Here is a 25,215-nt window from a genome sequence, read left to right on the forward strand (position 1 = left end):
GGTCGGTCAGCAACTAGACTGGGCGCATGGCCACGAGGGAGGACCGGCGCAGCGGCGCCGAGACGCGAGCCGAGATCCTGCGCGTCGCGCTGCGGTTGTTCATCGAGAAGGGGTACGAGGGCACCTCGACCAGGGACATCAGCACCGCGCTCGGCATCACGAAGTCGGCGCTCTACTACCACTTCCCGAGCAAGGAGGCGATCGTCACGAGCCTCCTGACCGAACGCCGGAAGGAGCTGGCCGAGCTGGTCGAGTGGATCCGCGCGCAGCCGGCGTCACCCGATCTGGTGCGTCGCGCCGCCCTGCGCTGGATCGACGGCACGACGCCCGAGCGGCTCGACGGCATGCGGCTGATGCACGCCAACGGTCCCGTGCTGCGGAACCTGCTCGACGACGGCACCGACGTGCGATCGGAGTTCGAGCAGGTCGTCGACCTGCTCGTGCCCGGCGACGCGACCCCGGCCGACCGGCTGCTGGTGTGGATGGCGTTCGACACCGTGGGTGCCGCGCTGCTGTCCGCTCAGCGGACGGACGCGAGCCGCGAGGACGTGCTGGCCGCGGCCCGCCGGGCCACGATCGCGTTGACCGCCTAGACGAACGCCTGCACGACCGCCAGCAGCGCGAACACCGCGAACGCGAACCCGGCGATGCGCTGCAGCAGCTTCGGCTTGAGCCGGCCGCGTACCTTGTGCCCGATGAACACCGCGACCGCGGCCACCGTGATCAGCGCGAGCAGCGAGCCGGCGCCCACCATCAGCGGATGGCCGTACCGGGCGCTCAGCCCGGCGGTCGCCAGCTGGGACGCGTCGCCCCATTCGGCGGCGAACAGCACGCCGAACGAGGTGGCGGCCGAGCGCAGGAAGGTCACCGGCTTCACGCCCTGCCGGGCCGCGTCCTCGCCGCTCTCGTCGGCCGTCGAGAAGCCCTCGCGCAGCAGCAGGAAGGCCCCGAGCCCGAACAACGCGGCGACGACCGCCGCGACCAGGCTCTCCGGCAGCAGCGTCAGCGCGCGGCCGAAGAGCACCGCGATCGTGGATTGCACGGCGAACGCCAGGGAAACCCCGACCAGGACCGGCCACGCGCGGAAGCGGGTGGTCAGCACGAGGGTGGCGATCATCGTCTTGTCCGGCAGCTCCACGGCCAGGACAAGGACGTACGCGCTGAGCAGTGCCAGCAGTGCGGTACTCACGGTGATTTCCACTCCCCTTTCACTGCAACGATAAAGGGGAGCTTCGGCAATTACCAGCAGATCGGTTTCGCGAATTGCCGGTTTTCGGTTCGCCAGAATTATTTCTGGCTCGGGCGCAGATTTTTCTTCGCCGCGCCGAAACCTGCCTTGAGCTGGGCAGAACCGGTCCGTTCCAGTCGCTGGGCGAAGGTCGTCAGCCCTGGTCGGATGGCCCGCAGTGCGGCGATGTCGACGGGCGGCTCGGGGTTGTTGTCGAGGTGTTCGTAACCCTGCGCGAAGCGCGGATTGAGTTTGCGCAAATCCGCGATGGCGGGCTGCTCTTGGGCGCTGTGACGAGGGTCGCCGCGACCAACGCCTCTCCCAAAAGTGGGGCGCGCGCCCCGTTATCCAAAGAGGCGGAACCAGCGCCCCGCTTGTCAAGGCCGTGTCGGTGACCGGGACCTAGGTCCCGGCAAGATCAGGACCCCGGGACCTGATGCCCGGCGGGGGAACAGAGCAGTCTGAATGACGTGGACGTGCTCCAGCTGGCGCGGTGGCAGTTCGGGATCACCACCGTCTACCACTTCCTCATGGTCCCGCTCACCATCGGACTGTCGGTCCTCGTCGCGGGGATGCAGACCGCCTGGGTCCGCACCGGTGAGCAGCGCTACTACAAGATGACCAAGTTCTGGGGGAAGCTCCTGCTGGTCAACTTCGCCATGGGCGTGGTGACCGGCATCGTCCAGGAGTTCCAGTTCGGGATGAACTGGAACGCCTACTCCCGCTTCGTCGGTGACGTGTTCGGGGCGCCACTGGCGATGGAGGGCCTGGTCGCCTTCTTCGTCGAGTCGACGTTCCTCGGCCTGTGGATCTTCGGCTGGGACCGGCTGCCGAAGAAGGTGCACCTGGCCTGCGCCTGGGCGTTCTCGCTGGCCACGATCGCCTCCGCGTACTTCATCCTCGCCGCGAACTCGTGGATGCAGCACCCGGTCGGCGCCGAGATCGTCGACGGCAAGCCGACGCTCAACTCGATCTGGGCGGTGCTCACCAACAACACCGCGCTCGCCGCGATCCCGCACACCATCGCCGGCGCGTTCTCGGTCGCCGCGGCGTTCCTCGTCGGCATCGCCGCCTGGCACCTGTGGCGCAAGCGCAAGACCGACGACGAGCACCGCGCGGTGTGGCGGTCGTCGATCCGCCTCGGCGGCTGGACCGGGATCGTCGCGTTCGCCGTGCTCGCCATCACCGGCGACGTCCAGGGCAAGCTGATGTTCGAGCAGCAGCCGATGAAGATGGCCTCGGCCGAGGCGCTCTGCCACACCGAGCAGCCGGCCAGCTTCTCGATCATCGCGATCGGCGACGTCCGGTCGGAGAACTGCGAGGACGTCAAGACGTTCAACGTGCCCGCGCTGCTGTCCTTCCTGGCGCACAGCGACTTCACCACCGAGGTCAAGGGCGTCCAGGACCTGGTGACCGAGTACCAGGCGCGCTACGGCACGAACTACCCGGACGACCCGGCGCTCGGCGAGCTGGCGGGCAAGCCGATCGACTACGTGCCGAACCTCCCGGTGACCTACTGGGGCTTCCGGATCATGATCGGCTTCGGCGCGATCTCGGCGGGCACCGGACTGCTGGCGCTCTGGCTGACGCGCAAGAACAAGATTCCGGACACCAAGTGGTTCCCGCGACTGGCGCTGCTGAGCATCGCGACGCCGTTCATCGCGAACAGCGCGGGCTGGATCTTCACCGAGATGGGCAGGCAGCCGTTCGTCGTGGTGCCCAACCCGTCCGGTGTGGACGGTGTCTGGATGTTCACCGCGCAGGCCGTGTCGCGGATCTCCACCGGTGAGGTGTGGACCTCGCTGATCGCGCTGACCACCCTGTACGCCGTGCTCGGCGTGGTCGAGGTGTTCCTCATCCGCAAGTACGTGCGCGGCGGCATCGAGGGCGTCATCCCGCCCAAGACCGATCACGACCAGGAGGGCAAGGATGAGCTTGCCTTCGCCTACTAGGGAACGGCCATGACCCTGGAAACCATCTGGTTCTGCATCATCGTGCTCTTCTGGCTGGGGTACCTGTTCCTGGAGGGCTTCGACTTCGGCGTCGGCATGCTGCTGCCGATCCTCGGCCGCGACAACACCGAGCGGCGGGTCATGATCAACACGATCGGCCCGGTGTGGGACGGCAACGAGGTCTGGCTGATCGTCGCGGCGGGCGCGATGTTCGCCGCCTTCCCGGGCTGGTACGCGTCGTTGTTCTCGGCCACCTACCTGCCGTTGCTGCTGGTGCTGCTGGCGCTCATCGGCCGCGGCGTCGCGTTCGAGTACCGCGGCAAGGTCGACTCGGAGCGCTGGCGGCGCAACTGGGACCGAGTCATCATGATCGGCTCGTGGGTTCCGCCGCTGGGCGTCGGGCTGATCCTGACGACCACGATCCTCGGGCTGCCGCTCGACGAGCACGGCAACCGGATCGGCGGCGCGTTCGAGTCGGTCCGCTGGGACACGCTGCTCGGCGGGCTCGCCGTCGTCGGGTTCGCCCTGGTGCACGGCGCGGCGTTCCTGGCCCTGAAGACCGCGGGCGACCTGAGGGAACGGGCGCGGCTGTTCGCCATCCGCGCGCTGCCGGTCGCGTTGGTGCCGCTGTTCGCCCTGCTGGCGGTCGTCCAGTGGCGCGAGGGTGCACTGTGGACACTCGTGGCGCTCGCCGTCGCGGCGGTGGCCGCGGTGGTGGCCTGGCGCAAGCTGGTGGCGGACCGGGACGGGCAGGCCTTCGCCGCGCTCGGCGTCACGATCGCCGCGGCCGTGGTCACCCTGTTCGGCGCGCTCTACCCGGACGTGCTGCCCTCGACGCTCGACCCGGCGAACTCGCTGACCGTCGCGGACACCGCGTCCAGCCCGTACACGCTCGAGGTGATCACCTGGGTCGGTGCGTTCGGCGCCCCGGCCGTGCTGGTCTACCAGGGCTGGACGTACTGGGTGTTCCGCAAGCGGATCAGCGCCGCCCACATCCCGCCGGTGCACACCCCATGAGCTTTCCCGGACGCTCCGTCCTTCCCGCACCGGTGTCCACAACGGACACCACGCGTCCGGGAAAGGGTCCGCTCGGCGCGCTGCCCCTGTTGTCCGCGGCCGCGCGCCGGGCGCTCGCCCTCTCCGGTCTGCTCGCGCTCGGCAACGCCGCGGCGCTGGTCGCGCAGGCCTTCCTGCTGGCGTCGGTCTGCGCGGCGGTGGTCGCCGGGCACGGCGTCGGCGCCGGTCAACTGGTCGCCCTCGCCGGTGCCGTCGTCGCCCGTGCGCTGATCGCGTGGGCGCTGCGGGTGGTCGCCGCGCGCGCCGCGGCCGGGGCCAAGGAAGAACTGCGGGCGAAGGTCGTCGACCACGCGCTGCGGCTCGGTCCGGAGTGGATCGCGCGGCGCGGGCCGGGCGAGCTGACGACGCTCACCACCAAGGGCCTGGACGCGCTCGACGCCTACTTCACCGACTACCTGCCCGCGCTGGTCACCGCCGCGGTGGTGCCCCTCGGCGCGGGCGCGGCGGTGTTGTTCGCCGACTGGCCGTCCGCGGTGATCATCGCGCTGACCGTGCCGTTGCTGCCGATGTTCGCGATCCTCGTCGGCAAGTACACCGCCGACCGCTCGGCCGCCGCGAGCGATGCGCTGCAGCGGATGTCCGGCCACCTGCTGGAACTCGTGCGCGCGTTGCCGGTGCTGGCCGCGTTCCGCCGCGCGGAGGCGCAGGCCGAGGCGGTGCGGCGGGTGTCCGACAAGCACCGGCAGGCGACCCTGAAGACGTTGAAGGTCGCGTTCTCCTCGGCGTTCGTGCTGGAGCTGGCGGCGACGCTGTCGGTCGCGCTGGTCGCTGTGGTCATCGGCGTGCGGCTGGTGGGCGGCGACCTGTCGCTCGCGATCGGACTCGGCGTGCTGATCCTCGCGCCGGAGTGCTACCAGCCGCTGCGCGCGGTGGGCGCGGCCTTCCACGCCAGCGAGGACGGGGTCGAGGCGGTCCGCCGCGTCACCGACGTGCTCGCCGAACCGGTCGCGCCGGAGGGCACCGCGATCCCCGGCCGCGGCGAGGTGCGGGTCGAGGGGCTGCGGGTGGCGCGCCGCGGCGGGTTCGCGCCGGACGGCGAGACGTTCACGCTGCGGCCGGGCACGCTGACCCGGCTCGATTCGCCGAGCGGCGCCGGCAAGTCGACGACGCTCGCCGTCCTGCTGGGCTTCGTGCGGCCGTCCGCGGGGACGGTGCTGGTCGACGGTCTACCGCTGAGCGAGGTCGACATGTCGGCCTTCCGCCGGGACATCGCGTGGGTGCCGCAGAACCCGGCGTTCACCGGGGGCACCGTGCGGGCCGAGCTGGACCTGGCGGTCGAGGAGCCGCCGGACCCGGTCGAGGTCGACGCGCTGCTCATCGAACTCAACCTCGCCGGCCTGGCCGACGCGCCGGTGCACGAGCTGTCCACTGGCCAGCGGCAACGGGTCGCGGTCGCGCGGGCGCTGCTGCGGGTCCGGCACGGCGCCTGGCTGCTGCTGCTCGACGAGCCCACCGCGCACCAGGACGCCGCCAACGCCGCACTGGTCGACGCCGCCATCGCGTCGACACTGCCGCTGGGCACCGCGGTCCTCCTCGCCGCGCACCACCGGGACAACCACGTCGCGGTCACCCACGCGGTGGCACCCGCGCCGCACAGCACGACCACCGCGGAGGCGCAGACACAGACGTTGCGCGGCGTGGTGAGCCGGCGGTTCCTCGGCGGCGCCGCGGTCGGCGCGCTCGCGTTGCTGGCCGGCGTGGCGCTGACCGCGACCTCGGGCTGGCTCATCGCCAAGGCCTCGTTCCAGCCGCCGATCCTGACGCTGACCGTCGCCGTCGTCGGGGTGCGTGCCTTCGGGCTCGGCCGCGCGGCACTGCGGTACCTGGAACGGCTGATCACGCACGACGCCGCGTTCCGCATCGCCGGGCAGCTGCGGGTCCGGCTGTGGCGCGGGCTGGTCCGGCTCGGGCCCGCCCGTGCGCTCGGCCTGCGGTTCGGCGAGGGGCAGCGTCGGCTGGTCGCCGACGTCGACACGGTCCGCGACCTGCTGCCGCGCGTGGTCACGCCGCCGCTGGTCGCGGTGCTCGTGCTGGCCGGGGCGCTCGCCGTGCAGACGGTCCTGCTGCCGGCCGCCGGGCTCGTGCTCGCCGTCGCCGTGCTGGTCGGGGCCCTCGCCGCGCCCGCGCTCGCGTTGCGGCTGGAGCGCCGGGCGACCACCGTGCTCGCCGAGGGGCGCCGGAGGGTGAGCGCCCGGGTGCTGGGCTTGTTCGAGTCGGCGGCCGAGCTGATCGCGACCGGCGCGCACCGCAGGCGCCGCGCCGAGCTGGCTGAGGCCGACGAGCGGCTGGTGCACCAGGCGCGGCGCCAGGCCTTCGGAGCGGGCGCGGCCGACGCGTTGATCACGCTGGTCACCGGCGCGGCCGCGGTCGCCGGGGTCGGTCTGGCCGCGGGCTCCGGCATCGACCCGGTGCTCGCGCCCGTCCTGGCCCTGGTGCCGCTGGCACTGGCAGAGGTCCTCGCGACGCTGCCGCCGGTGGCCCAGTACTGGGACCCGCTGCGCACCTCGATGGCCCGGATCGCCGACGTCGAACGCGCGCGGCCGCAGCCGCCGGTGCCGACCGGGCCGATCGCGTTCGAGCACGCCGACATCGGCTGGACCGCACCGGTGCTGCGGGACGTAGACCTGCGCATCCCGGCGGGCGCGCACGTCGCCGTCGTCGGCCCGTCGGGCGCGGGCAAGTCGACGCTGCTCGCCGCGCTGCTCGGGTTCCTGCCCGCCCAGCGCGGAAGTCTCACCACCGCCGCCGAGGTCGCCTGGGCGCCGCAGGAACCGCAGCTGGTGTCCACGACCGTCGCGGAGAACCTGCGGCTGGCCGATCCGCACGCCGACGACGACCGGTTGCGCGAAGCCCTGCGCCTGGCCTGCCTGGACCTGCCGCTGGACACCGTGCTCGGCGGCGCGGGCAGCGGCCTGTCCGGCGGGCAGGCGCAGCGCCTCGCGGTGGCGCGGGCGCTGGTCGCGGCGTCGCACGCGGACCTTGTCCTGCTCGACGAGCCGACGGCGCACCTCGACGAGCCGACCGCCCGGCGGCTGCGGGCCAACCTGCGCGCGGCGCTGGCCGGCCGCACGGTCGTGCACGTGACGCACCACCCCGAGGAGGCGGCCGAGGCCGACCTGGTCGTCGAGGTGGGTGACGGGCGCGTCAGCGTGCGGGAGCCCGCCCTGGAAGGCGGCTACGCTTGACCCTGCTCATGGAACCCACCCTCGCCGCCCGCGCGTTGTCCGCGGCCACGGAGATCACCACCGCCGCCCTGTCCGGCGGCGACCCCGACGCGGTCCTCGATTCGGTGGTGCACAAGGCCGCCGAGCTCGCCGGGGCCGACCTGTGCCTGGTGATGGTCCGCGCGGACGACGGCAAGGTGTCCGTCGAGGCCGCCCACGGCAGCCACCACGAGGACCCGCGCGGCGTCGTGCTGCCCGCCGAATCCGCGGCCGGGCAGGTCGCCCGCGGCGGTGTCACGGTGGTGGCCGACGACATGACCACCGACCCGCGCACGGCGCCGTACGTGCCGTCCGAGCTGCGCCGCTTCGGCCCGTTCGCGGCCGCGCCGTTCGGCTCCGGCGGCCGGGTGCTCGGCGCGCTGGCGGTGTACCGGGAGCGGTCCGGGCGGCCGTTCGACGAGGCGACGGTCGAGGTGCTGACCGCGTTCGCCGCGCAGGTCGGCGTCGTGCTGGCGCTGGCGGAGGCCGCCAACGACCGGCACCGGATCACGCTCTACCAGGAGCGCGAGCGCATCGCCCGCGAGCTGCATGACGTGATCGTGCAGCGGTTGTACGCGGCGGGCATGCAGCTGGACCGGGTGCGCCGCCGCATGCGCAAGCGGTTCGCCTCGACCGACGCGACCCGGCTCGGCGAGGCGATCGACCAGCTCGACCAGACCATCGAGGAGATCCGGCACACCGTGCGCGAGCTGCGGTCGCCGGAACCGGAGACGGCCGAGAAACCCGCGGCCACCGACCTGGCCGAGTCGGCGCGCGCGGAGGTGCGGATCGCGGGGGAGCTGCTCGGGTTCCCGCCCACGCTGGAGCTGTCCGGCGAGCTGGCCGACATCCCGGCCGAGCGGGCCGACCACATCCGCGCTGCGCTGCGCGAGGCACTGTCCAATGTGGTCCGCCACTCCGGGGCCAGCGAGACCAGAGTGACGCTGGTGCGCGACAACGACGGCGTGAAGCTGCGGGTCCGCGACAACGGCGCCGGCGTGCCGCAGGACGTGCAGACCCGCGGCCTGCGGCACCTGGAGGAACGCGCCAAGCGCGCGGGCGGGAAGTTCTACCTCAACTCCTCGCCCAGCCTGGGCACGCTGGTGGCCTTCGAGCTGCCGCTGGACAAGCGCGCCAGCTGATCACGCGACGCCGCCGCCACGTCGGCCGCGACGCCCAGCTCGCCCAGCATCTCCGCGGCGGCGGCCATTTCCGCGGTGCGGCGCTTCGCGTGCTTGACGCTGCCGGTCACCAGCCGCTCCACAGTGGACTCATCGGCGCGGGTCAGCTCCTCGACGATCACCCCGCGCAGCCAGTCCTGGACCCCCGCCGCACGGGCGGCTTCCAGCGCCTCGACCACGGCGGCGGACATGCCCTTGAAGAACACGCTCCGCAGCAGCTTCCGTTCCGCGGCCACGCCGGCTTCGCCGGGCAGCACCTCGACCGTCGCCCCCAGCGCGCCGAGCAGCTTCGACACCGCCTCGGCGGCCGGACCGCTCGCGAGCATCGGCACCCGCAGGCCGCGGCCGGGGACCGGAGCCATGATCGCGACATCGGCGAAGTCGATGGCCGCTTCGGCGGCGATCGCGGCGAGCTCGCGCTTCTTGCCGGGCGACGCGGTGTTCAGGTCCGCCCAAACGCCGCTGACCTTCGGCAGACCGGCCCGCAGCGCGTCGACGGCGGCGGCCGAGCTGTTCACGCTGAGCACCAGGTCCGCGCCCTCGGCGGCGTCGGACTCGGAGTCGAACCCGGACGGCACCACCGGGTCGTAGCCGCGCACGACGGCGCCGGCCGCGCGCAGGTCGCGGGCGAATTCACTGCCCGCTTCCCCGAGGCCGAGAATGGCGACGACGGGTGGCTCATCGGACATTGCGGACTCCTCCTCGACACCGACTACCATCCGAGTAGACGATGTGCTCGACAAAATTGTCAACAAAGCGTGTGGGGAGCGGGCGTGGGAGAGCGGGCCGAGATCGAGAAGCCGGTGGTGGACGCGATCCGGGAGGCGATCATCCGCGGCGAGTTCGTGCCGAACCAGCGGCTGGTCGAGGCCGACCTGTCCGCCCAGTTCGCCGCGAGCCGCGCCAACGTCCGCATCGCGCTGCTCGAACTCGCCAACGAGGGCCTGGTCGAGCGGGTGCAGAACCGCGGCGCGCGGGTCCGGGCGGTGTCGCTGGAGGAGGCCATCGAGATCTCCGAGGTGCGCATGGTCGTGGAGAGCCTGTGCGCGGAGAAGGCAGCCGAGCGCATCAGCGACGAGGAGATCGGCGAGCTGAAGGCCCTTGGCAAGGCGATGCGCAAGGCCGTGGCGTCCGGGGACGTCATGGGGTACTCAGGGCTGAACCAGGAGCTGCACCGCCGGGTGCGGGAAATTTCGGGCCAGCACACGGCGGGCCAGGTGTTGGAGCGGCTGCGCGCGCAGAGCGTGCGGCACCAGTTCCGGCTGGCCATGCGCCCCGGCCGACCGTCGGTGTCGCTGCCCGAGCACCTGGCGATCATCGACGCCATTTGCGCCCACGACGCGGCCGCGGCCGCCGCGGCGATCCGGCAGCACCTGAGCAGCGTGATCGAGGCGCTGCGGGAAGCCGAGCAGGCCTGAGGCGTGATCGCGGCCCTCCGGGAAGCCGGACAGGCCTGAGCGTCAGCCGACGCCTTCGACGGTTTCCAGCATCACCTTGAGCAGCCGGGCCAGTTCCTCCTGCTGCTCCGGCTGCAGGTTGGCCAGTGCGGCCTTTTCGCCTTCGAGGTGAGCGGGCAGCAGCTCGTCGATCAACGCCACGCCCCGCTCGGTCAGCCGGACCTGCACCACGCGCCGGTCCCGTTCGCTCGCCGTCCGCGACACCAGGCCGAGCCGTTCCAGGCGGTCGAGCCGCTTGGTGATCGCGGCGCCCGAGGACAGCATCTCGCGACTGATCTGGCCCGGGTTGAGCACCTCGTTGCGCCGCAGCGCGCACAGCACGTCGAACTCGGCGCGGTTCAGGTCGTTGGCCAGCAGGAGGTCGTCGGTCGCACGGCGGATCAGCGACGCGAGCCGCAGCACCCGGCCGACGACCGCCATCCCGGTCGTGTCGAGGCCGGGGTGCACGTCCAGCCACTGGCGCCGCACTCTGTCGACGAGATCACTCACCGCTGAGCTCCTTCGTACACGAATCGTTCAGTAGTATTTTACTCGTGAATGATTTCGGCCGCCACGACCTGTTCCGCGCACTCTCGCCGCGCGGCTGGTGGCGCCTGCGCCCAGTCGACCGGGCGCTGGTGTCCGCGTTACGGGCCATGACCGGGGCGAACATAGTCCTGGTCGCGGTTGTGATCGCAGGGCACACCGAGCTGGCGCCCGCCGCGGCGTTCGGCGGGATGACCGCGGTGCACGCCCGGTTCGAGCCGTACCCGGTGAGGGCCCGGCTGCTCGCCGTGATCGGCGCAGGTCTGACGCTCGCGGTCGGCCTCGGCGGGGCGGCGTCGGCCGCCGGGTGGGGTCCGCTGCCGATCGCGATCCTGGTCGCGGCGGTCGCCGCGGTGGCGAAACTGGTCACGGACGGTATCCGGTCGGGCCCGCCCGGCGGGCTCATGTTCGTCTTCGCCGCGGGCACCACGTCGGCGTTCCCGGTCAACTGGCCGGGCGTCGCCGCGCAGGTCGGCGCCGCGGCCGCGGGGGCGCTCGTCGCGTGGGTCGTCGCGCTGTCCGGGTGGCTGTTCTTCGACCACGACGGCGACCGGACGACGTCGTGGCGCGCGGGCTTGCGGGCCGCGGTGGACCGCTCGTCGCACGGATGGCCGCGCGCGGTGAAGGTGTTCGCCGCGGTCCTGGCGGCCGGGCTGCTCGCACACGCGCTCGGGCTCGGGCACCCGTACTGGGCGACAGTTGCGGCGGCCGCGGTGCTGCAGGCCACCCACCTGCAGCACACGATGCACCGGTTCGTGCAGCGCGTCACGGGCACGGTCGCCGGCGTCCTGGTGGCCGCGCTGCTGCTGACGCTGGACCTGCCGCAGCCGGTGAAGCTCGCGGTGATCGTCGTCGCGCTGCTCGGCGCGGAGCTGACCGTCATCCGCAACTACGCGCTCGCGATGGTGTTCGTGACGCCGCTGGTGCTGCTGCTCGGCTCGATGTCGGCGCCGGTCGACACGGTCGCCGTCACCGCGGACCGGCTGGTGGACACGGTGCTCGGCGCGGCGATCGGACTGGCCGCCGCACTGGTCCGGCCCGGTCGCGGCTACCAGCTGGCCTGAACTACTTGGCGCGCCGCGCCACCCACGCCACCGCCTGTGTGCGGCGCTGCATGCCCAGCTTCGACAGCACCGACGTGACGTGGTTCTTCACGGTCTTCTCGGCGAGGAACAGGCGCTCGGCGATCTCCCGGTTGGACAGGCCCTCGCCGATCAGCTCCAGCACCGTGCGCTCCCGGTCGGTGAGGCTCGCCAGCTCGTCCTCGGCGGGGTGGCGCAGCTTGTCCAGCACGCGGGCGGTGGTGACCGGGTCGAGCAGCGACCGGCCCGCGGCGACCTCGCGGACGGCGTTGACGACGTCCTGCCCGCGGACCTGTTTCAGCAGGTAGCCGGAGGCGCCGGCCATGATCGCGCCGACCATGGCTTCCTCGTCGTCGAACGCGGTGAGGACCAGGCAGTACGGCGGGTTCGGCCGCGCCCGCAGCTCCCGGCACAGGGCGACGCCGTCGCCGTCCCCGAGCCGCACGTCGACGACGGCGACGTCCGGCTCGACGTGCATCGCGACGGCGAGGGCCTCGTCGGCGCTCCCCGCCTCGGCGACCACCTCGATGTCCGGTTCGTCGCTCAGCATTTCCCGCAGGCCGCGCCGCACGACCTCGTGATCGTCGACGAGCAGCACCTCGATGGCCATACCACCGAGCCTAGTCAGCCGGAGAGTTCTTCGACCGCCTTCGCGATGCGGCGCTGCCGGGTGGCGTCGGTCTTGGCGTCCGCGATCGAGAGCGTGTACCGGCGCTGCTGGCTGTAGGAGAGCTTGTCGAAGGCCGCCCGCGCCCCGGCGGCTTCGAGCGCCTCGGCGAGGTCCGCGGGCACCTCCACGACGCGGGGTTCGGTGTCCACGACGAGCTCGACCTCGACCTCGTCGCCCGCGGTCAGTCCCGCGGCCGCCCGGACCTCGGCGCTGACCGGCAGCATCGCCCTGCCGTCCATGCTGCCGACGCTGGTCCGGTACTCGTAGCCGTTGAGCCGGGCCCGGACCTTCGGCCGTCTGCCCGCGTTCAGGCCGTCCAGCACGTCGGACGGGACCTCGATCCCCGTCGCGGTCTTCTTGCTCTGCTCGAGCGTCGCCCGGAACTTCATGCCGCCGCCTCCCAGATCCGCCGGGACGCGGCTACCGGGTCGCTGGTCACCGAGATCGGGACGTCCCAGATCCGGGTGATCCGGTTGTCCTTGTCGTACTCCGGCCAGCCCGGGTCACCGGTCGTCGCGAACGAGACCCACGCCTTGCGGATCTCCTGGGACAGCGTGTCGGCCTCGGGCGGGGCCGGGTTGCCCAGCAGCATCTCCGCGAGCGGGCCGGTGTAGTTGCCGAAGGTGAGCGGCACGTCGAGTGCATGGCAGGACCGCAGGAGCCCGCCGAACGCGGGCGAGCGCCAGGTCAGCTCGTAGCACCAGCTGCGGCCGGGGTGGTTCTGCGCGGACCACAGCGACGGCAGGCGGAAGGTGCGGTCGGACAGGATGAGGACGTGCAGGTCGGCGTCGGTGATGCCGGGGTGGGCGGCCCGGTACTCGGCGACGGCGCCGGCGGGCAGGCCGACGGCGTCGGCGGTCGCGGCCGGGTCCACGCCGGAGAGGTCCTGGCCCGCGACGAAGAGGGTGAACTCGTCGTGGTTGAAGCCGGCGATCAGGTCGACCTCGGCGCGCAGGTTGTGCCAGGGCAGGCCGGTGAGCAGGTCACCGTCGACGACCGGCCCGAACGGCGTGATCTCGCCGGGCGCCATCTGCACGGCGTGGATGGCCTCGGACGGCACCTGCGCGAAGCCCTCGAGCGTGGCGGGGACGCCAAGGGCCCCCGCGATGCGCTCGGTGGTGCGCCGGACGCGGTTCTCGGAGAGGAACCCGTGCGCGACGCTCTGCCCGATGGCGCGGCGGAACAGGCCGCGCCCGGCGTCCGAGGCGGTCAGCGCCGCGACCGACGTGCCACCGGCGGACTCGCCGAAGATCGTCACGTTGTCCGGGTCGCCACCGAAGTTGGCGATGTTCTCCTGGACCCAGCGCAGGGCCGCGAGCTGGTCCAGGAAGGCCCGGTTGGCGGGCGCCCCGGGCAGCCAGCCGAACCCCTCCAGCCCGACGCGGTAGTTGAAGGTCACGACGACGACCCCGGCACGGGCCAGGTTGGCGCCGTCGTACTCGGGCTGCCGCGCGGTCCCGATCAGGTAGGCGCCGCCGTAGATCCAGACCATGACGGGCAGGCCGCTGCCGCCGGCGTCCGGAGTCCACACGTTGACGCTCAGGGAGTCGTCCCCTTCGTCCGGCCGCCAAGCCGAGGGCATGCCGGGAAAGAGCGACCCCTGCGGCGGCGAGGCCGAAAAGCGGACCGCATCACGCGTCCCGTCCCACGGCTCCGGCTCGGCGGGCGCCTGGAACCTCGCGGGACCGGTCAACGGCCCGGCGAACGGAATGCCCTTGAAGGAGCTGACCACCCCGTCAGCCACGCCACGAACGGCACCGGAACGCGTCTGCACGATGGGATCCACCGGTCGTGGATATCACACGTTCTGCGACGAAGTCACTCGCAAGCGATTCCGTCGCCGTCGCGGTCCAGCCCCGAGCGGTAGCCGGGGTCGCCGCGGTGAAGGGGAGCCGCGCCCGCGGCCCGCGCTTCCGAGCAGTTGGCGTAGTAGGCGCTGGAGACGTCCGGTTCCTCGGTTGGCTTCTGCGTGCTGGGCTTCGGCGCCGCGGGTTTGGGGGTGCTGGCGGGAGCGGGTGGAACGGTGACCGGCGGCGGCGCGACCGGCGGTGTGGTGGGGCTGCCGTTGCAAGGCGGTCCCCACAATCCTGCCTTCGCCGTGCTGGCCGCGCTTTCCGCGGACCGCAGGACGTTCGCGTAGGAGTCGGTGACCGCATCCGCGACGAAACGCGCGTAACCACCCTGCAGGGCGGCGATCGCGTAGTCCGTTCCATCGGCGAGCAGGACGTGCGCCAGCGTCCGCCCGGCCTCCTCGGTGACCGACTGCAAGCTCACTTCCTTGCCGACCAGAAATGCGGTGGCCCAGCTCGCGGTCTCCGTTCCGTAACAATCCGCGGCCGGCTGGATTCCGGGGACGTAAACGGTTTTCGAGATTCCCGCGGTATCGCTTACCACGATGCTAGATCCGGTCACCCGCGTGACCCGGAGAACGGGCTCCGCGGGCGGACTGCTGCTGGTGGTGGCCACGGTGGTGGTGGTCGGCGCGGGCTGCGCGACCGGTTTCTCCGTGGGCTTTCCGAACACCGCGCCGAGCACGAAGAGCACCGCGAACACGGCTAGAACGATCTTGATCCAGGTGGGCACTCGCCGTTTCGGCGTGGCGGGAACATCGGGCACGGCTCTTTTCTCGCTGCGCGTCCCGAATGCGTTACAGAACCGCCGATGATCACGATTGTGTTTCACCAGGAACGTTTTCGCGTCCGCCGCGATGGACTACGCGTCAATCCTCGACCAGGGAAGCCGGAATGCTCATCGACATCATCCCCATGTCCGGTTCCGGCCGATTTCCGGCCGTCGGCACCGAGTTCACCGCGATCGACTTCGAGACGACCGGCCTGCAGCCCGGCCGGATCATCGAGGTCGCGGCCGTGCGCGTGCGCGCCGACGGCACAGTGCTGGGCGAGTTCTCGACCCTGGTCGATCCCGGGCCGGGAGTCGACTCGGGGCCCGCGCGGGTCCACGGCATCACGCGGGCGCAGCTGGACTCCGCGCCCGCGCTCGGCCAGATCGCGGGGCACCTGCTCGACCTGTGCCAGGGCAGCGTCCTGGTCGGCCACAACCTGGCGTTCGAGCAGGGTTTCCTGGCCGCGGAGCTGGAGCGGATCGGTCTGCGGCTCCCCACATTGCCGGGCGTGTGCACGCTGGCCGCCGCGCGCGCCGCCCTCCGGTTGCCGAACTACCGGCTGGCCACCGTCGCGGAAGCGCTCGGCCTCGGCGGGTTCCCCGCGCACCAGGCGGCTCCCGACGCGCGGGCCTGCGCGCAGGTCCTCGCGACACTGGTGAGCACGCACGGCCTGGCCTTCGAGCGCCGGTTCGACCTGCCGCGGTTGCCGCGCCTGGCGGTCACCGGTCGCGTGGTGAGCCGTCCCGAGCCCGCCCGCGCGACCGCCGGGACGTGGCTCTCCGGCCTGGTCGACCGGATCGAGTCGGCGGACACGCCGTACGCGGACCTGCTCGCCGACGCGCTCGCCGACCACCACCTGTCCGACGCCGAAGCCGCCGACCTGGCCGCGCTGGCCACGGCGGCCGGCATGTCCTCGTCGGACGTGCACCGGGCGCACCTGAACTTCGTCGCCGCGATGCGGGCGGTGGCCGAGTCCGACGGCATCGTCACCGACGACGAGGAACGCGAGCTGCGGCACGTGGCCGAGGCGCTGGGCGTGCCCGAGGCGCTGCGGGACCTCCGCCGGGCGCCGTCCGCGGACCGGACGCGGGTGCTCGTCCTCGGACGCACCGCTGCCGCCGACGCGCTGCGCGCCGCGGTGCTCGCGGCTCGGATCCCGCTCGCCAAGAACCTCACCGCATCGGTGACGCACCTCGCGGTCGCGGAGGACGTGCCCGCCGCCGAACCGCGGCTGGCGCGGGCGCGGGAACTCGGTGCCGCCGTGCTCGACCTGCCTGCCGCGTGGCAGTCGCTGGGCCTGGTCCCGGTGCAGCCGCGGACGGCGCCCGCACCGCAGGTCGCCGTCGCGCCCCCACCGCCGGTCGCCGTCCCGCCGCAGCCGACTGCGGTGCTGCCTCCGGCGCCCATGCCCGCCCGGCCACGACCGGCCGCCACACTCCCGCCGGTTCCGCGGGACCGCCAGTGGATCGCGTGGATCACGATGGGCACTGGCCTCGTCCTGATGTTCCTGACGGTGATCGCCCTGTTCGGCGGCGCCGGCCTGGCCGCGGGCATCCCGCTCGGCGCGATCGGCGTCGGTCTCCTGCTCGGCGGCTGGACCGTGGGCGACCCCAAGAGCCGCTACCCGGCCATCTCCTCGAGGAAGGCCTGAGTCTCCGGGTCCGTCGAGTACACGCAGGTCCCCCGCATCCCGCGGGTCAGCAGCACCTTGTACGTGTTCCGGACGAGCCGGCCGAACTCCAGGTCGTCGGCCTTCTTGGCGTCCGGGTCGTGGGAGTGCTCGCGGCGGGCGACCCAGCGTCCATCGCGGCGGACGAGGTCCGGGCCGAAGATCACGCCGGACCAGTCGTACTCGAAGCCCTGCGCCGTGTAGATGCAGCCGACCTGCCCGAAGCCGCGCTCGTCGGAGGCCCAGTAGTACGACTCGGGCACGTCCGGCACCCGCTGTTTCGGCTTGGCGTTCCACGGACGGCGCCAATCCCCGATGACGACGTCGTCCACGAGCCGCTTGCCGTCGGGGGTGGACGCGGGGTCGCTCCACCGCCAGCAGTAGCCCGCCGACAGCCGGCCGGTGCCGCCGTGGGTCTCCATCCGCTGCCGCAGCCAGGCGTCCAGCGCGTCCGGCGTCGCGGCGCTGGCCACCACGAAGTCGTCGCTCAGCTTGCTCCACGGCACGGGCGGCAGCCGGTCGAGACCGAGCAGGCGGGCCACCCAGCTGTCGAACGCGTCCGACCCGCCGCACCGGAACTGCCCGGACAGGCGCACGACCTCCAGGCGGCAGCCCAGCGACTCGGCCGCCGCGGAGATCTCCGCGAGGGAACCCATTTCGCCGGGCCGCACGGTCTGGTTCTCGTCGAGCAGGAACACCGGCACCGACGCCACTTCGATCAGCTCGTCGACCTGCCGCCCGGCCTTCGCGCGCTGGTCGCGCTTCGTGTAGCGGTTGACGCTGGTCTCGCGGATGCGGTGCGCCTCGTCGCAGATCAGCACGTCCAGCTCGCGGGGCGGCGAGTCGATGTAGTTGTTGAAGTACTTGAACAGGGTCTGCACGCGCCGGTTCCGCGCCCCCGCCACCTTGCGCATCGTGTTGGTGAACGCGCTGGACCCGGTCGCGTGGTGCACCCGCCGTCCGCGGCGGGCGAGTTCACCGAGCAGGCTCAGCGCGATCACGCTCTTGCCCGAGCCGGGACCGCCCAGCACGACCACGACCGTCCGCGTCGCCGCCGCCCTGGCCCGCTCGACCGCCTGCATCACCACCTCGACCGCGACCTGCTGCTCGTCCAGGAGCACGAACTGCTCCCGCTCCTGGATCTCCCGCGCGGCGAGGTCCAGCAGCGGCTTGGTCGGCGCGTGCTCGAAGCCGAGGAACTCGTCGGCCGAGCGCCGGGCCGCGTCCCGGCCGGTGGCGGGGTCGAGCAGCGACCGCAGGCGGTCGGCGAGCTTCGCCTTGTCGTCCTTGGTGAACAGCGTGCCGAACTCGCTGGGCTGGTACTGCCGCAACGACGAAATGCCGGCGGAGTCCGCGTTGTGCAGATACGCGACCCCGTGCACCGCGTTCGGCCGCTCGGCCAGCGCCGGGGTCGAGTCGACCAGGTACTCGCAGTACCGCCGGACCTGCTCGACCGGGTGCAGCACCGGATCGCGGCGGGAGGCGATCCGCACGAGGTCCGCCGCCAGCAGTTCGGCTTTCGACCACTGCTTCAGCTCGACCAGGACGTAGCTGGCCTCGCCGGTGCGCGGGTGCAGGCCGCAGAGCACCGCGTCGACGCGCTTCGGGCTGTGCGGCAGCTTGTGCTCCAGCAGCACCTCGACCTCACCGAGCCCGGCGTCGACGAGGTCGGCCAGGAACGGTCGCAGGCTGCGCTCCCAGGAGTCGATCTCGCTCTGGCCGGGGCGGTGGCCCCACTGGTGCCTGGCCTGCTCCGTCAACGTCGTGGCCAACTGACCGGCCTCCGCGAGAAGGTGCTCGGCACTGTGCCGGACAAGAGCCACTTCGTTTCCCCCACTGGGCACGCGTCATCCACGTGCGGGTGGGGGCAGCGACGAAGTGGCTACTTCGGTGCCCGTCGGGCCGCGGGTGCCAGGTTAGTCGAAGTGATCAACCGGGAACCGCGACTCGTTGCGGTTCACCTTTGCTTCGGCGGCTTCCAGGAGGTCCACGCCGAGCACGTCGGCCAGCCGGGCGAGGTAGATGGTCACGTCGGCCAGTTCGTCGAGCACCGCGGCGCGGGTGGCCGGGTCGTCGAGCACCGAGGCGGACTCCGCGGGCGTCAGCCACTGGAACAGCGCCGTCAACTCGCCCACCTCCCCGGACAGCGCCATCACCAGGTTCTTCGGCGTGTGGAACCGTTCCCAGTCCCGGGCGGCGGCGAACTCGGCCAGCCGCCGTTGCAGATCGTCGAGCGTCACAGGGCGCAGTATCCGGTGCCGCACGACCCGATCGGGTTGCGGTATCACTGTGGGTATGTCGCCGATCCCCGAGCTCCAGCAACGCCAGATCGATCGCTGGTGTGAGCGGCGGGTTCCGGCTGGTCAGCGCGGTGAGTACAGCGTGATGTCCCGCTGGCGCGGGCGCATCGTGACCCTCGTCGAGCGGCGCGCCGAATGGGCCAGCGGCGGTGCGGCCGAACGGCCGTTCGCGCAGCTCCGCTACGGCCTCGACGAGATGTGGTCGCTCTACTACCTCGCCGACGCGGGACGCTGGCGCCCGTACCCGCGCAGCGTCCCGGAGATCTCGCCCGTCCCCCTCCTGGACGACCTCGATCGTGGCGCGGAGACCGGTTACTTCTTCCAGTGGCTCAGCCCCTGCTGATGCTCACGCAGCGTCAGAGAAGACGACGCTGTTGGGTGACGGTCTCCTTCCATCGGGTGCGGCAGGATTGTCCGCATGACCTCGGCCCCGGATCTGCGTGCCTACCTGCGCACTCTCGACGCGGAGACGCTGGCCGAACTCCTCCTCGAACAGGCGGACCGTGACCCGCGGTTACGACACGAGCTGGAGTTGCGCGCCGTCGCGCACGGCACCGTCGGTCCGGTTCTCGACACTCTGCAACGACTCCTCGACGCCGGCACCCAGGCCGATCTGACCCCGCTGGCCCGCCGCATGGCCGACACCGAAGCCACCGGCGCCGAGCTGCGCCGCGCGATCGGCCTGTACGCCCGCGCCTGTGCCGTCCACCCACCCGACCCGCGCGAGCTGGCCGACTGGATCCTGGAGACGCAACTCGACCGGCCCGGCTGGCCCGAGATCAACCTCGCCGACTTCGCCGCCGCGCTCGGTGACGAGGGCTTCACGCACCTCAAGGCCGCGCTCGGCGAGGCCCCGGAGAACGACGTCACCCGCCGCCTGACCGAGCAGTTCGCCGAGGTCACCGGCGACGTCGACACCCTCCTCGCGATCCTGTCCGCCCAGCCGCCCACCCCGGCCACCACGCTGCGCATCGTCCGCCTGCTGCGCTCCGCGGGCCGCCACGGCGAGGCCATCGCCCACGCCGCCCGCACCGTCGTGCACCCGCGCGAGGGAGTGCTCGCCCTGCGCCGCGCCGAGTTCCGCCGCCACCCGTCGCCGGACACCTACCGCGCGCTGCGGGCCGCCGCCGAGGAGCTCGGCCGCTGGCCCGAGGAGCGCGAGCAGGCGTTGTCCCGCCTCGCCGAACACGACCCGGCCGAGGCGATCCCGGTCTACCGCCTGCACGTCGACGAGCTGATCCAGCTCAAGGACCCGGGCGGCTACCGCGAGGCGGCTCAGCGACTGCGTGAGCTGCGGGCCCTGCACAAACGCGCGGACCGGGTGCCGGAGTTCGGCGAGTACCTGGCCGGCCTGGTCGAGACGCACAAGCGCAAGACCCGCCTCCTCGTCGAGGTCCGCAACGCCCGCATCGCGCTGCCCAGGGTGGTCTCCGGCCGCGGAGCTGCCACCATGGGCGCATGAGCCCGGTCAGCCGGAAGCGAAAGCCCGCCAAAAAGAAGTCCGCCGTCTCCGACGAGCGGCGGCAGCTGCTCAAGACCGTGCTCGCCGACGCGGAGGACGCGTTGGCCGAGCGCGACCCGGTCGAGGTCGAGCTGATGGCCTCGACGATCCTCGGGGACCTCTGGCACCCGTCCGACGAAGGCCGCGACGTCGTGCTGCCGCTGATCGACGACGCCGCCCGCCGCCCGAGCCCGGCCGCCCGCGCGCTGCTGCGGATGCTGCAGCACCTGGCCCTCACCGAGGAGCAGCGCGACCGGGCCGCGGAGGCGGCCGACGCGTTCTCCGCCATGCCCGAACCGCCCTGGGACCTGGGCGACCTCACCGTCACCGAGTGCTGGCAGCAGGCCGACGTGTACGGCGACGGGGCCACCCTGCTGCTGTGTGCGGCCCGGGCCGGTCACGCGCACGGGCTCGTCGCCGAGGTCGAGCTGAGCGGCGGCGGCCTGGGCGACGTCTACCTCACCGACCACGTGGGCGACCTGGTGGACAGCATGCGCGCGGGCGAGGAGGCCAGCGAGGTCTTCGTGACCGAGCGGATCCCGCTGCCGAAGGCACGCCGGATCCTGGAAGACGCGGTCGCGGTCAACGACAGCGCCGCGGCCCTGCTGCCGGACGTGATCGCCGAGGACCCGCTCACCCCGCTGCGCGCGCTGGTCGCCGCCCGGCTGCGCGCCATGCCGCCGGCCGAGCCGCCCGTGGAACCGCCGACGTTCACCGAGGAGGAGCGGGACGAGCTGGTGCGCGCCTTCCTCGCCGAGGCCGACGGCGTCCGCGACGACCGCTGGTTCACCGACTGCGTCCGGTTCGTCGTGGACTACGGCTGCGACGACGACTTCGGCCGCCCGCTGCGGGTGGGCCCCGGCAAGTTCGACCTCCTCCTGGAGGACGTCCTCAACACCGAGGGCTTCCCCGAGGAGTTCCTGGCGACCCTGCCGGAGGTCCTGCCGCCGTGGGGCCGCTGGGCCGGCGAGCGCTCCGGGCTGCGGCCCGCCGCGATCGAGCGGCTGCTGGAGGAGCTGGACGAGATCACCGAGGAGTTCCGCGACCTGCTCGCCGAGGAAGACGCGGATTTCGATCATGAAACAGGCGGTGCCGTGCCGATCGCGCTGCGACGCGAGTAGGCCAGGATGTGCGGGGTGACGGATCTCCGCGCCTACCTGTCCTCCCTCGACTCCGAGACGCTGGCCGGACTGCTCCACGAACAGGCCGAACGCGATCCGGAACTGCGGCGGTCGCTCGAACTGCGGGCCGCGGCGCCGGAGCCGCAGGCCGAGGTCGCGAAGATCGGCCCGGTGCTGGACACCGTGCAGCGGCTGCTCGACTCCGGCACCCGCGCCGACGTCGCCCCGCTGGCCCGCCGCACCGTCGAGCGCATCTGCCGCGACGAGGGCGACGGCGCCGAGCTGCGGCGCGCCCTCGGCCTCTACGCGCGGGCGTGCGCGGCCCGGCCGCCGGACCCCGTCGAGCTGGCCGACTGGCTCGCCGGCATCGCGTTCGACGGGCGCACCGAGATCGACCTGGCGCAGTTCGCCGTCCCGCTCGGCGAGACCGGGCTGGCCCAGCTGCGGTCCCACGTCGACCGGGCCGGCCGCGACCGGGTGAAGCGGCCGGTCGCCGAGCGGCTGCACGAGCAGCTGGTGGAGATCTCCGGCGACGTCGACGGCCTGGTCGCGATCCTGTCCAAGCAGCTGCCGAGCATGGAGGCGAGCCTGCGGATCGTGCGCGTGCTGCGGGCCGCGGGCCGCACGAGCGAGGCGATCACCTACGCGGCGCGGGCGCTGAAGCAGGACCCGGCGGCCACCGAGCTCGCCGACGACGTGCTGGGCCTGCGGCGCGCGGAGTTCGACCGCGAGCCGACCGTCGCGAACGCCGACGCGCTGATCGAGGCACTGGTCGTGGCAGGCCGCGAGGACGAGGCCGCGGAGCTGCTGGGGGTCCACCGGGCCCACGTGGAGGAGCTGATCGGCGGCCGGACCGTCGAGCACTACCGCGAGGCGGCGCGCGCCCTGCGCCGGCTGCGCAAGCTGTACCGGACGGTCGGCCGCGGGGCGGACTTCGCGCCCTACCTGGCCGAACTGATCGGCAGGCACAAGCGGAAGGTCCGGTTGATCACCGAAATCCGGAACGCCCGGATCGCGCTGCCCAAGGAGTGAAACGCCGATCCCGCGCGTCGGCCCGGCCGCGGCTGGTGCGAACATGAGCGCATGACCGAGGTGCCGCAGCCGGAGACCGCTTTCGACGAGGTTCTGAACGCCTTCGCCGAACTGGGGAACGACGCCGATCCGACCCGCGTCGAGCTGGTCACCTCGGAGATCCTCGGCGAGTGGTGGGAGGCCGACGACGACCTGGCGGCCGGCCTGATCGACCTCGCCGCGAGCACCGCCGAGCCGGAGCGCCTGGTGGCGCCGCTCGCCGCGCTGCGGGTCCTGGCCGCGGACGAGGACCAGCGCGAGGCCGCGGGCCTGGCGCTGGAGAAGTTCGGGCTGCCCGAGCCGGCCTGGGCGGCGAAGCTGAACCAGGTCACGCCCGGCGCCTGCTGGCGCGCCACCGACGTCTACGGCGACGAGAGCTCGGTGCTGGTGTCGTTCGGCGACCACGGGCTGGTCGTGTCGATCAACTACGGCAGCTTCGGCGGCTGGGTCACCGACGCCGCGATCGTCGAGTCGCCGCAGGACGTGCTGGCCGAGCTGCGGGCGGTCGGCGAGTCCGCGGAGATCAGCCCCGAGCAGGCCCACGAGGTGATCGCGGACGCCTTCGCGGGCACCGAGTGGCAGGCCGAGCCCGAGGTGGGCGAGGACTTCGTCAGGTTCCGCGCGCTCGCGCTGGCCCGGCTGCGCGTGTTGCCGGAGCCGGCGGAGGTCGCGGAGCCGGAGCCGCTGTCGGTCGAGGAGCAGGCCGAGGTCATCGACTCGTTCTTCGCCGCGGCCGGGAACGAGGTCGGCGACACCGAGGACGCCCGCGTGGTCGCGCTGCGGCTGATCGAGTTCGGCCTGGAGCACGACGCGCGGCGCCCGCTGCGGGTCGGCCCGGCCAAGCTGGAGTCCTTTGTGGACTTCGTGGACGACGGGCAGATCGAGCTGACCGAGGAGCAGGACGCGGCGATGGCCGCGCTGCTGCCGGTGTGGGCGCGCGTGTTCGGCGAGCGCCAGGGCCTGCCCGAGGACGCGCTGACCGCGCTGGTCGAGGCGGTCGAGGACCGGCTGGACGACCGCGAGCCCGAGGAGGAGTCCGCATTGGACGCCTACCTGGCCGGCTCGGAGGACCTGACCCCGGAGGACGTGCAGGACCTGCTGGAACGCCGCCAGTTCGCGCTGCCGTCGCTGACGGTCGAGACCGAGGACGACGAGGTCGAGCTCGACCCGTCCGACCCCGAGCAGCGCCGGATGCTGGTGCTGAGCGAGTTCGCGGCCGAGTTCGAGGACGACGACGAGTCCGAGCTGCGGGCGGTGGCGCTGACGACGGTGGTCGACCAGCTGTGGGACGGCGAGCCCGCCGAGACCTGGATCGCCGCCCAGCGCCTGACCGAGTCGGGCCTGGAGCGCGACGAGGTGCTGGCCGAGCTGACGGCGGTCCTGGAGGAGCACCTCACCCAGGACGAGGACGGCGAGCTGGAGTTCGACCTCGACGACTACGTCGCCGCCCTCGACGAGCTGGACCCGGGCTCGGCGGACGAGTGAGGCAGCGGTAGTGACCCGGACCGTCGCGATCACCGGCGCCACCGACGGCCTCGGCCGGGCCCTCGCGGTGGGTCTCGCCGCCGAAGACGTCCGTCTCGTCCTGCACGGTCGTGATCCCGGCAAACTCGACCGGATCGCCGCGGAGGTGCGCGCCGCCGGGGCCCCCGCGCCGGTCACAGTGACCGCCGACCTGTCCGAACTCGCCCAGGTTGCCCGGCTGGCAGGCACGATCGCGGACGAAGCCGGCCGGCTCGACGTGCTCGTCAACAACGCCGGCATCGGGTCCGGCGAGCCGGACGGCCGCGAGCGCCGCACCAGCCGGGACGGCCACGAGCTGCGCTTCGCGGTGAACTACCTGGCGACCTTCGTGCTCACCGAGAACCTGATCCCGCTGCTGCGGGCCTCGGCGACCGCGGACCACGCCGCCCGCGTCGTGCACGTCGCGTCACTGGGCCAGCACCCGCTCGACTTCGACGACCTCATGATCGAGCGGGACTACTCGGGTACGCGTGCGTACGGGCAGAGCAAGCTCGCGCAGATCATGCACTGCCTCGACCTCGCCGGGCGGTTCGCGCCCGCCGAGCTGACCGCGACCAGCCTGCACCCGGGCACCTACATGCCGACCAAGATCGTCCTGTCCGAGATCGGCTTCAGCTCCGACACCCTGGACACCGGGGTGGCGGCCACCCGCAGGCTGGCGGTCGATCCGGAGGTCGAGGGCGTGACTGGCCAGTTCTTCGACCGGGACCGGCCGGCCCGGGCGAACGAACAGGCCTACGACGAAGCGGCGAGGGCGACGCTGCGCGCCCGCAGCCTCGCTCTCGCGGGCGCGCACCTCACCGGCTAGGGAACGGCGGTCGTCGGGCTGTCCACGGCCACGGGGTCGAGCGGGCGCTTGCGGCGGCGGTCGGCGAGAGCGTCTTCGAAATCGAGGACGAACGCACCGAAGGCCATCACCAGCAGCACCGTGATACCGAGCACGGCGCCGATCCACGTGAAGATGATCGCGAACATCGGCGTGCCTCCTCCCTGGTCAGGGCGCATTTCCTGCACTCCAGGGTGAGCTTTGC

25 protein-coding genes are annotated in these 25,215 nt (G+C 72.5%); 14 read left to right on the forward strand and 11 right to left on the reverse strand.

Annotated elements, in window-relative coordinates:
- Positions 1-26 precede the first annotated feature (26 nt).
- Positions 27-593, forward strand: a complete 567-nt coding sequence (locus AMY39116_RS0303820) for a TetR/AcrR family transcriptional regulator (protein WP_020416386.1) — start codon at positions 27-29, stop codon at positions 591-593.
- On the opposite strand, the gene AMY39116_RS0303825 is transcribed toward AMY39116_RS0303820, so the two are convergent.
- Positions 590-1,177, reverse strand: coding sequence for a TMEM165/GDT1 family protein (locus tag AMY39116_RS0303825; RefSeq protein ID WP_027935606.1), 588 nt, complete (start codon positions 1,175-1,177; stop codon positions 590-592). The two genes, AMY39116_RS0303820 and AMY39116_RS0303825, sit on opposite strands and share 4 nt — an antisense overlap.
- A 110-nt stretch (positions 1,178-1,287) precedes the next feature.
- Positions 1,288-1,488: a hypothetical protein gene (locus tag AMY39116_RS0303830; RefSeq protein WP_020416388.1), complete on the reverse strand. Its 201-nt coding sequence runs from the start codon at positions 1,486-1,488 to the stop codon at positions 1,288-1,290.
- Between the two features lie 210 nt (positions 1,489-1,698).
- Between AMY39116_RS0303830 and AMY39116_RS0303835 the strand changes: the two genes are divergently transcribed.
- From AMY39116_RS0303835 to AMY39116_RS0303850, 4 genes are read left to right on the forward strand one after another with little or no spacing between them, the layout of a single operon-like run.
- Positions 1,699-3,180, forward strand: a complete 1,482-nt coding sequence (locus AMY39116_RS0303835; protein ID WP_020416389.1) for a cytochrome ubiquinol oxidase subunit I — start codon at positions 1,699-1,701, stop codon at positions 3,178-3,180.
- A gap of 9 nt (positions 3,181-3,189) precedes the next feature.
- The gene (cydB, locus tag AMY39116_RS0303840; RefSeq protein WP_020416390.1) at positions 3,190-4,197 is read left to right on the forward strand and encodes a cytochrome d ubiquinol oxidase subunit II; all 1,008 of its coding nucleotides are present in this window, start codon (positions 3,190-3,192) and stop codon (positions 4,195-4,197) included.
- Positions 4,194-7,442 (forward strand): thiol reductant ABC exporter subunit CydD, encoded by a 3,249-nt coding sequence (gene cydD, locus AMY39116_RS0303845; protein WP_027935607.1) that lies wholly within the window; start codon positions 4,194-4,196, stop codon positions 7,440-7,442. Before cydB ends, cydD begins: the two co-directional genes overlap by 4 nt.
- Positions 7,443-7,450: 8 nt before the next feature.
- Positions 7,451-8,602 carry a GAF domain-containing sensor histidine kinase gene (locus AMY39116_RS0303850; RefSeq protein ID WP_020416392.1) on the forward strand — a complete coding sequence of 384 codons (1,152 nt, stop codon included), beginning with the start codon at positions 7,451-7,453 and terminating at the stop codon, positions 8,600-8,602.
- Here the strand turns inward: AMY39116_RS0303850 and AMY39116_RS0303855 are convergent.
- The gene (locus tag AMY39116_RS0303855) at positions 8,530-9,330 is read right to left on the reverse strand and encodes an NAD(P)-dependent oxidoreductase (protein WP_020416393.1); all 801 of its coding nucleotides are present in this window, start codon (positions 9,328-9,330) and stop codon (positions 8,530-8,532) included. The genes AMY39116_RS0303850 and AMY39116_RS0303855 overlap by 73 nt on opposite strands.
- 84 nt (positions 9,331-9,414) lie before the next feature.
- Between AMY39116_RS0303855 and AMY39116_RS0303860 the strand changes: the two genes are divergently transcribed.
- Positions 9,415-10,059: a GntR family transcriptional regulator gene (locus tag AMY39116_RS0303860; RefSeq protein WP_020416394.1), complete on the forward strand. Its 645-nt coding sequence runs from the start codon at positions 9,415-9,417 to the stop codon at positions 10,057-10,059.
- 42 nt (positions 10,060-10,101) lie between these two features.
- Here AMY39116_RS0303860 and AMY39116_RS0303865 read toward each other — a convergent pair whose 3' ends face one another.
- A complete protein-coding gene (locus AMY39116_RS0303865) occupies positions 10,102-10,587 on the reverse strand; it encodes a MarR family winged helix-turn-helix transcriptional regulator (protein WP_027935608.1) in 486 nt (161 codons plus the stop codon).
- A gap of 44 nt (positions 10,588-10,631) precedes the next feature.
- Here AMY39116_RS0303865 and AMY39116_RS0303870 point away from each other — a divergent pair, with 44 nt between their 5' ends.
- Positions 10,632-11,687, forward strand: a complete 1,056-nt coding sequence (locus AMY39116_RS0303870) for an FUSC family protein (RefSeq protein WP_020416396.1) — start codon at positions 10,632-10,634, stop codon at positions 11,685-11,687.
- A 1-nt stretch (position 11,688) separates the two neighbouring features.
- Here the strand turns inward: AMY39116_RS0303870 and AMY39116_RS0303875 are convergent, their stop codons facing one another.
- Genes AMY39116_RS0303875 through AMY39116_RS0303890 form a run of 4 tightly spaced genes read right to left on the reverse strand, consistent with a single transcriptional unit; the run spans position 11,689 to position 14,928 of the window.
- Positions 11,689-12,315 (reverse strand): response regulator transcription factor, encoded by a 627-nt coding sequence (locus AMY39116_RS0303875; protein WP_017986145.1) that lies wholly within the window; start codon positions 12,313-12,315, stop codon positions 11,689-11,691.
- A 14-nt stretch (positions 12,316-12,329) separates the two neighbouring features.
- Positions 12,330-12,764 carry a YdeI/OmpD-associated family protein gene (locus AMY39116_RS0303880; protein WP_020416397.1) on the reverse strand — a complete coding sequence of 145 codons (435 nt, stop codon included), beginning with the start codon at positions 12,762-12,764 and terminating at the stop codon, positions 12,330-12,332.
- Entirely contained in the window at positions 12,761-14,161 is a 1,401-nt protein-coding gene (locus tag AMY39116_RS0303885; protein ID WP_027935609.1) for a carboxylesterase/lipase family protein, read from the reverse strand. Before AMY39116_RS0303885 ends, AMY39116_RS0303880 begins: the two co-directional genes overlap by 4 nt.
- 32 nt (positions 14,162-14,193) lie before the next feature.
- Complete coding sequence (locus AMY39116_RS0303890; RefSeq protein WP_235716049.1) at positions 14,194-14,928, reverse strand: thermonuclease family protein; 735 nt, start codon at positions 14,926-14,928, stop codon at positions 14,194-14,196.
- A 191-nt stretch (positions 14,929-15,119) separates the two neighbouring features.
- On the opposite strand from AMY39116_RS0303890, the gene AMY39116_RS42160 reads away from it, so the two are divergent.
- Positions 15,120-16,649, forward strand: coding sequence for a 3'-5' exonuclease (locus tag AMY39116_RS42160; protein ID WP_051123474.1), 1,530 nt, complete (start codon positions 15,120-15,122; stop codon positions 16,647-16,649).
- Here the strand turns inward: AMY39116_RS42160 and AMY39116_RS0303900 are convergent.
- Positions 16,619-18,439: a DNA/RNA helicase domain-containing protein gene (locus AMY39116_RS0303900; RefSeq protein WP_020416400.1), complete on the reverse strand. Its 1,821-nt coding sequence runs from the start codon at positions 18,437-18,439 to the stop codon at positions 16,619-16,621. The two genes, AMY39116_RS42160 and AMY39116_RS0303900, sit on opposite strands and share 31 nt — an antisense overlap.
- 144 nt (positions 18,440-18,583) lie before the next feature.
- Positions 18,584-18,907, reverse strand: a complete 324-nt coding sequence (locus AMY39116_RS0303905) for a nucleotide pyrophosphohydrolase (protein ID WP_020416401.1) — start codon at positions 18,905-18,907, stop codon at positions 18,584-18,586.
- A 145-nt stretch (positions 18,908-19,052) separates the two neighbouring features.
- Here AMY39116_RS0303905 and AMY39116_RS0303910 point away from each other — a divergent pair, with 145 nt between their 5' ends.
- The 6 genes from AMY39116_RS0303910 (at position 19,053) to AMY39116_RS0303935 (ending at position 24,992) form a co-directional block, all read left to right on the forward strand.
- Complete coding sequence (locus AMY39116_RS0303910; protein ID WP_235716050.1) at positions 19,053-19,310, forward strand: hypothetical protein; 258 nt, start codon at positions 19,053-19,055, stop codon at positions 19,308-19,310.
- Positions 19,311-19,385: 75 nt separating this feature from the next.
- Positions 19,386-20,429, forward strand: coding sequence for a hypothetical protein (locus AMY39116_RS0303915; RefSeq protein WP_020416403.1), 1,044 nt, complete (start codon positions 19,386-19,388; stop codon positions 20,427-20,429).
- Positions 20,426-21,589, forward strand: a complete 1,164-nt coding sequence (locus tag AMY39116_RS0303920; RefSeq protein WP_020416404.1) for a hypothetical protein — start codon at positions 20,426-20,428, stop codon at positions 21,587-21,589. The genes AMY39116_RS0303915 and AMY39116_RS0303920 overlap by 4 nt, the downstream gene beginning before the upstream one ends.
- Positions 21,590-21,595: 6 nt before the next feature.
- On the forward strand, positions 21,596-22,621 hold the full coding sequence (locus AMY39116_RS0303925; protein ID WP_039791163.1) for a hypothetical protein: 1,026 nt from the start codon (positions 21,596-21,598) through the stop codon (positions 22,619-22,621).
- 51 nt (positions 22,622-22,672) lie between these two features.
- Positions 22,673-24,145 (forward strand): hypothetical protein, encoded by a 1,473-nt coding sequence (locus tag AMY39116_RS0303930; protein ID WP_020416406.1) that lies wholly within the window; start codon positions 22,673-22,675, stop codon positions 24,143-24,145.
- Positions 24,146-24,155: 10 nt separating this feature from the next.
- Entirely contained in the window at positions 24,156-24,992 is an 837-nt protein-coding gene (locus AMY39116_RS0303935) for an SDR family NAD(P)-dependent oxidoreductase (RefSeq protein ID WP_020416407.1), read from the forward strand.
- On the opposite strand, the gene AMY39116_RS46765 is transcribed toward AMY39116_RS0303935, so the two are convergent.
- Complete coding sequence (locus AMY39116_RS46765) at positions 24,989-25,159, reverse strand: hypothetical protein (protein WP_020416408.1); 171 nt, start codon at positions 25,157-25,159, stop codon at positions 24,989-24,991. The genes AMY39116_RS0303935 and AMY39116_RS46765 overlap by 4 nt on opposite strands.
- Positions 25,160-25,215 lie beyond the last annotated feature (56 nt).

The sequence above is a fragment of the Amycolatopsis sp. ATCC 39116 genome (genome assembly GCF_000231075.2).
In the GTDB taxonomy this organism is placed as follows: Bacteria; Actinomycetota; Actinomycetes; order Mycobacteriales; family Pseudonocardiaceae; genus Amycolatopsis_E; species Amycolatopsis_E tucumanensis.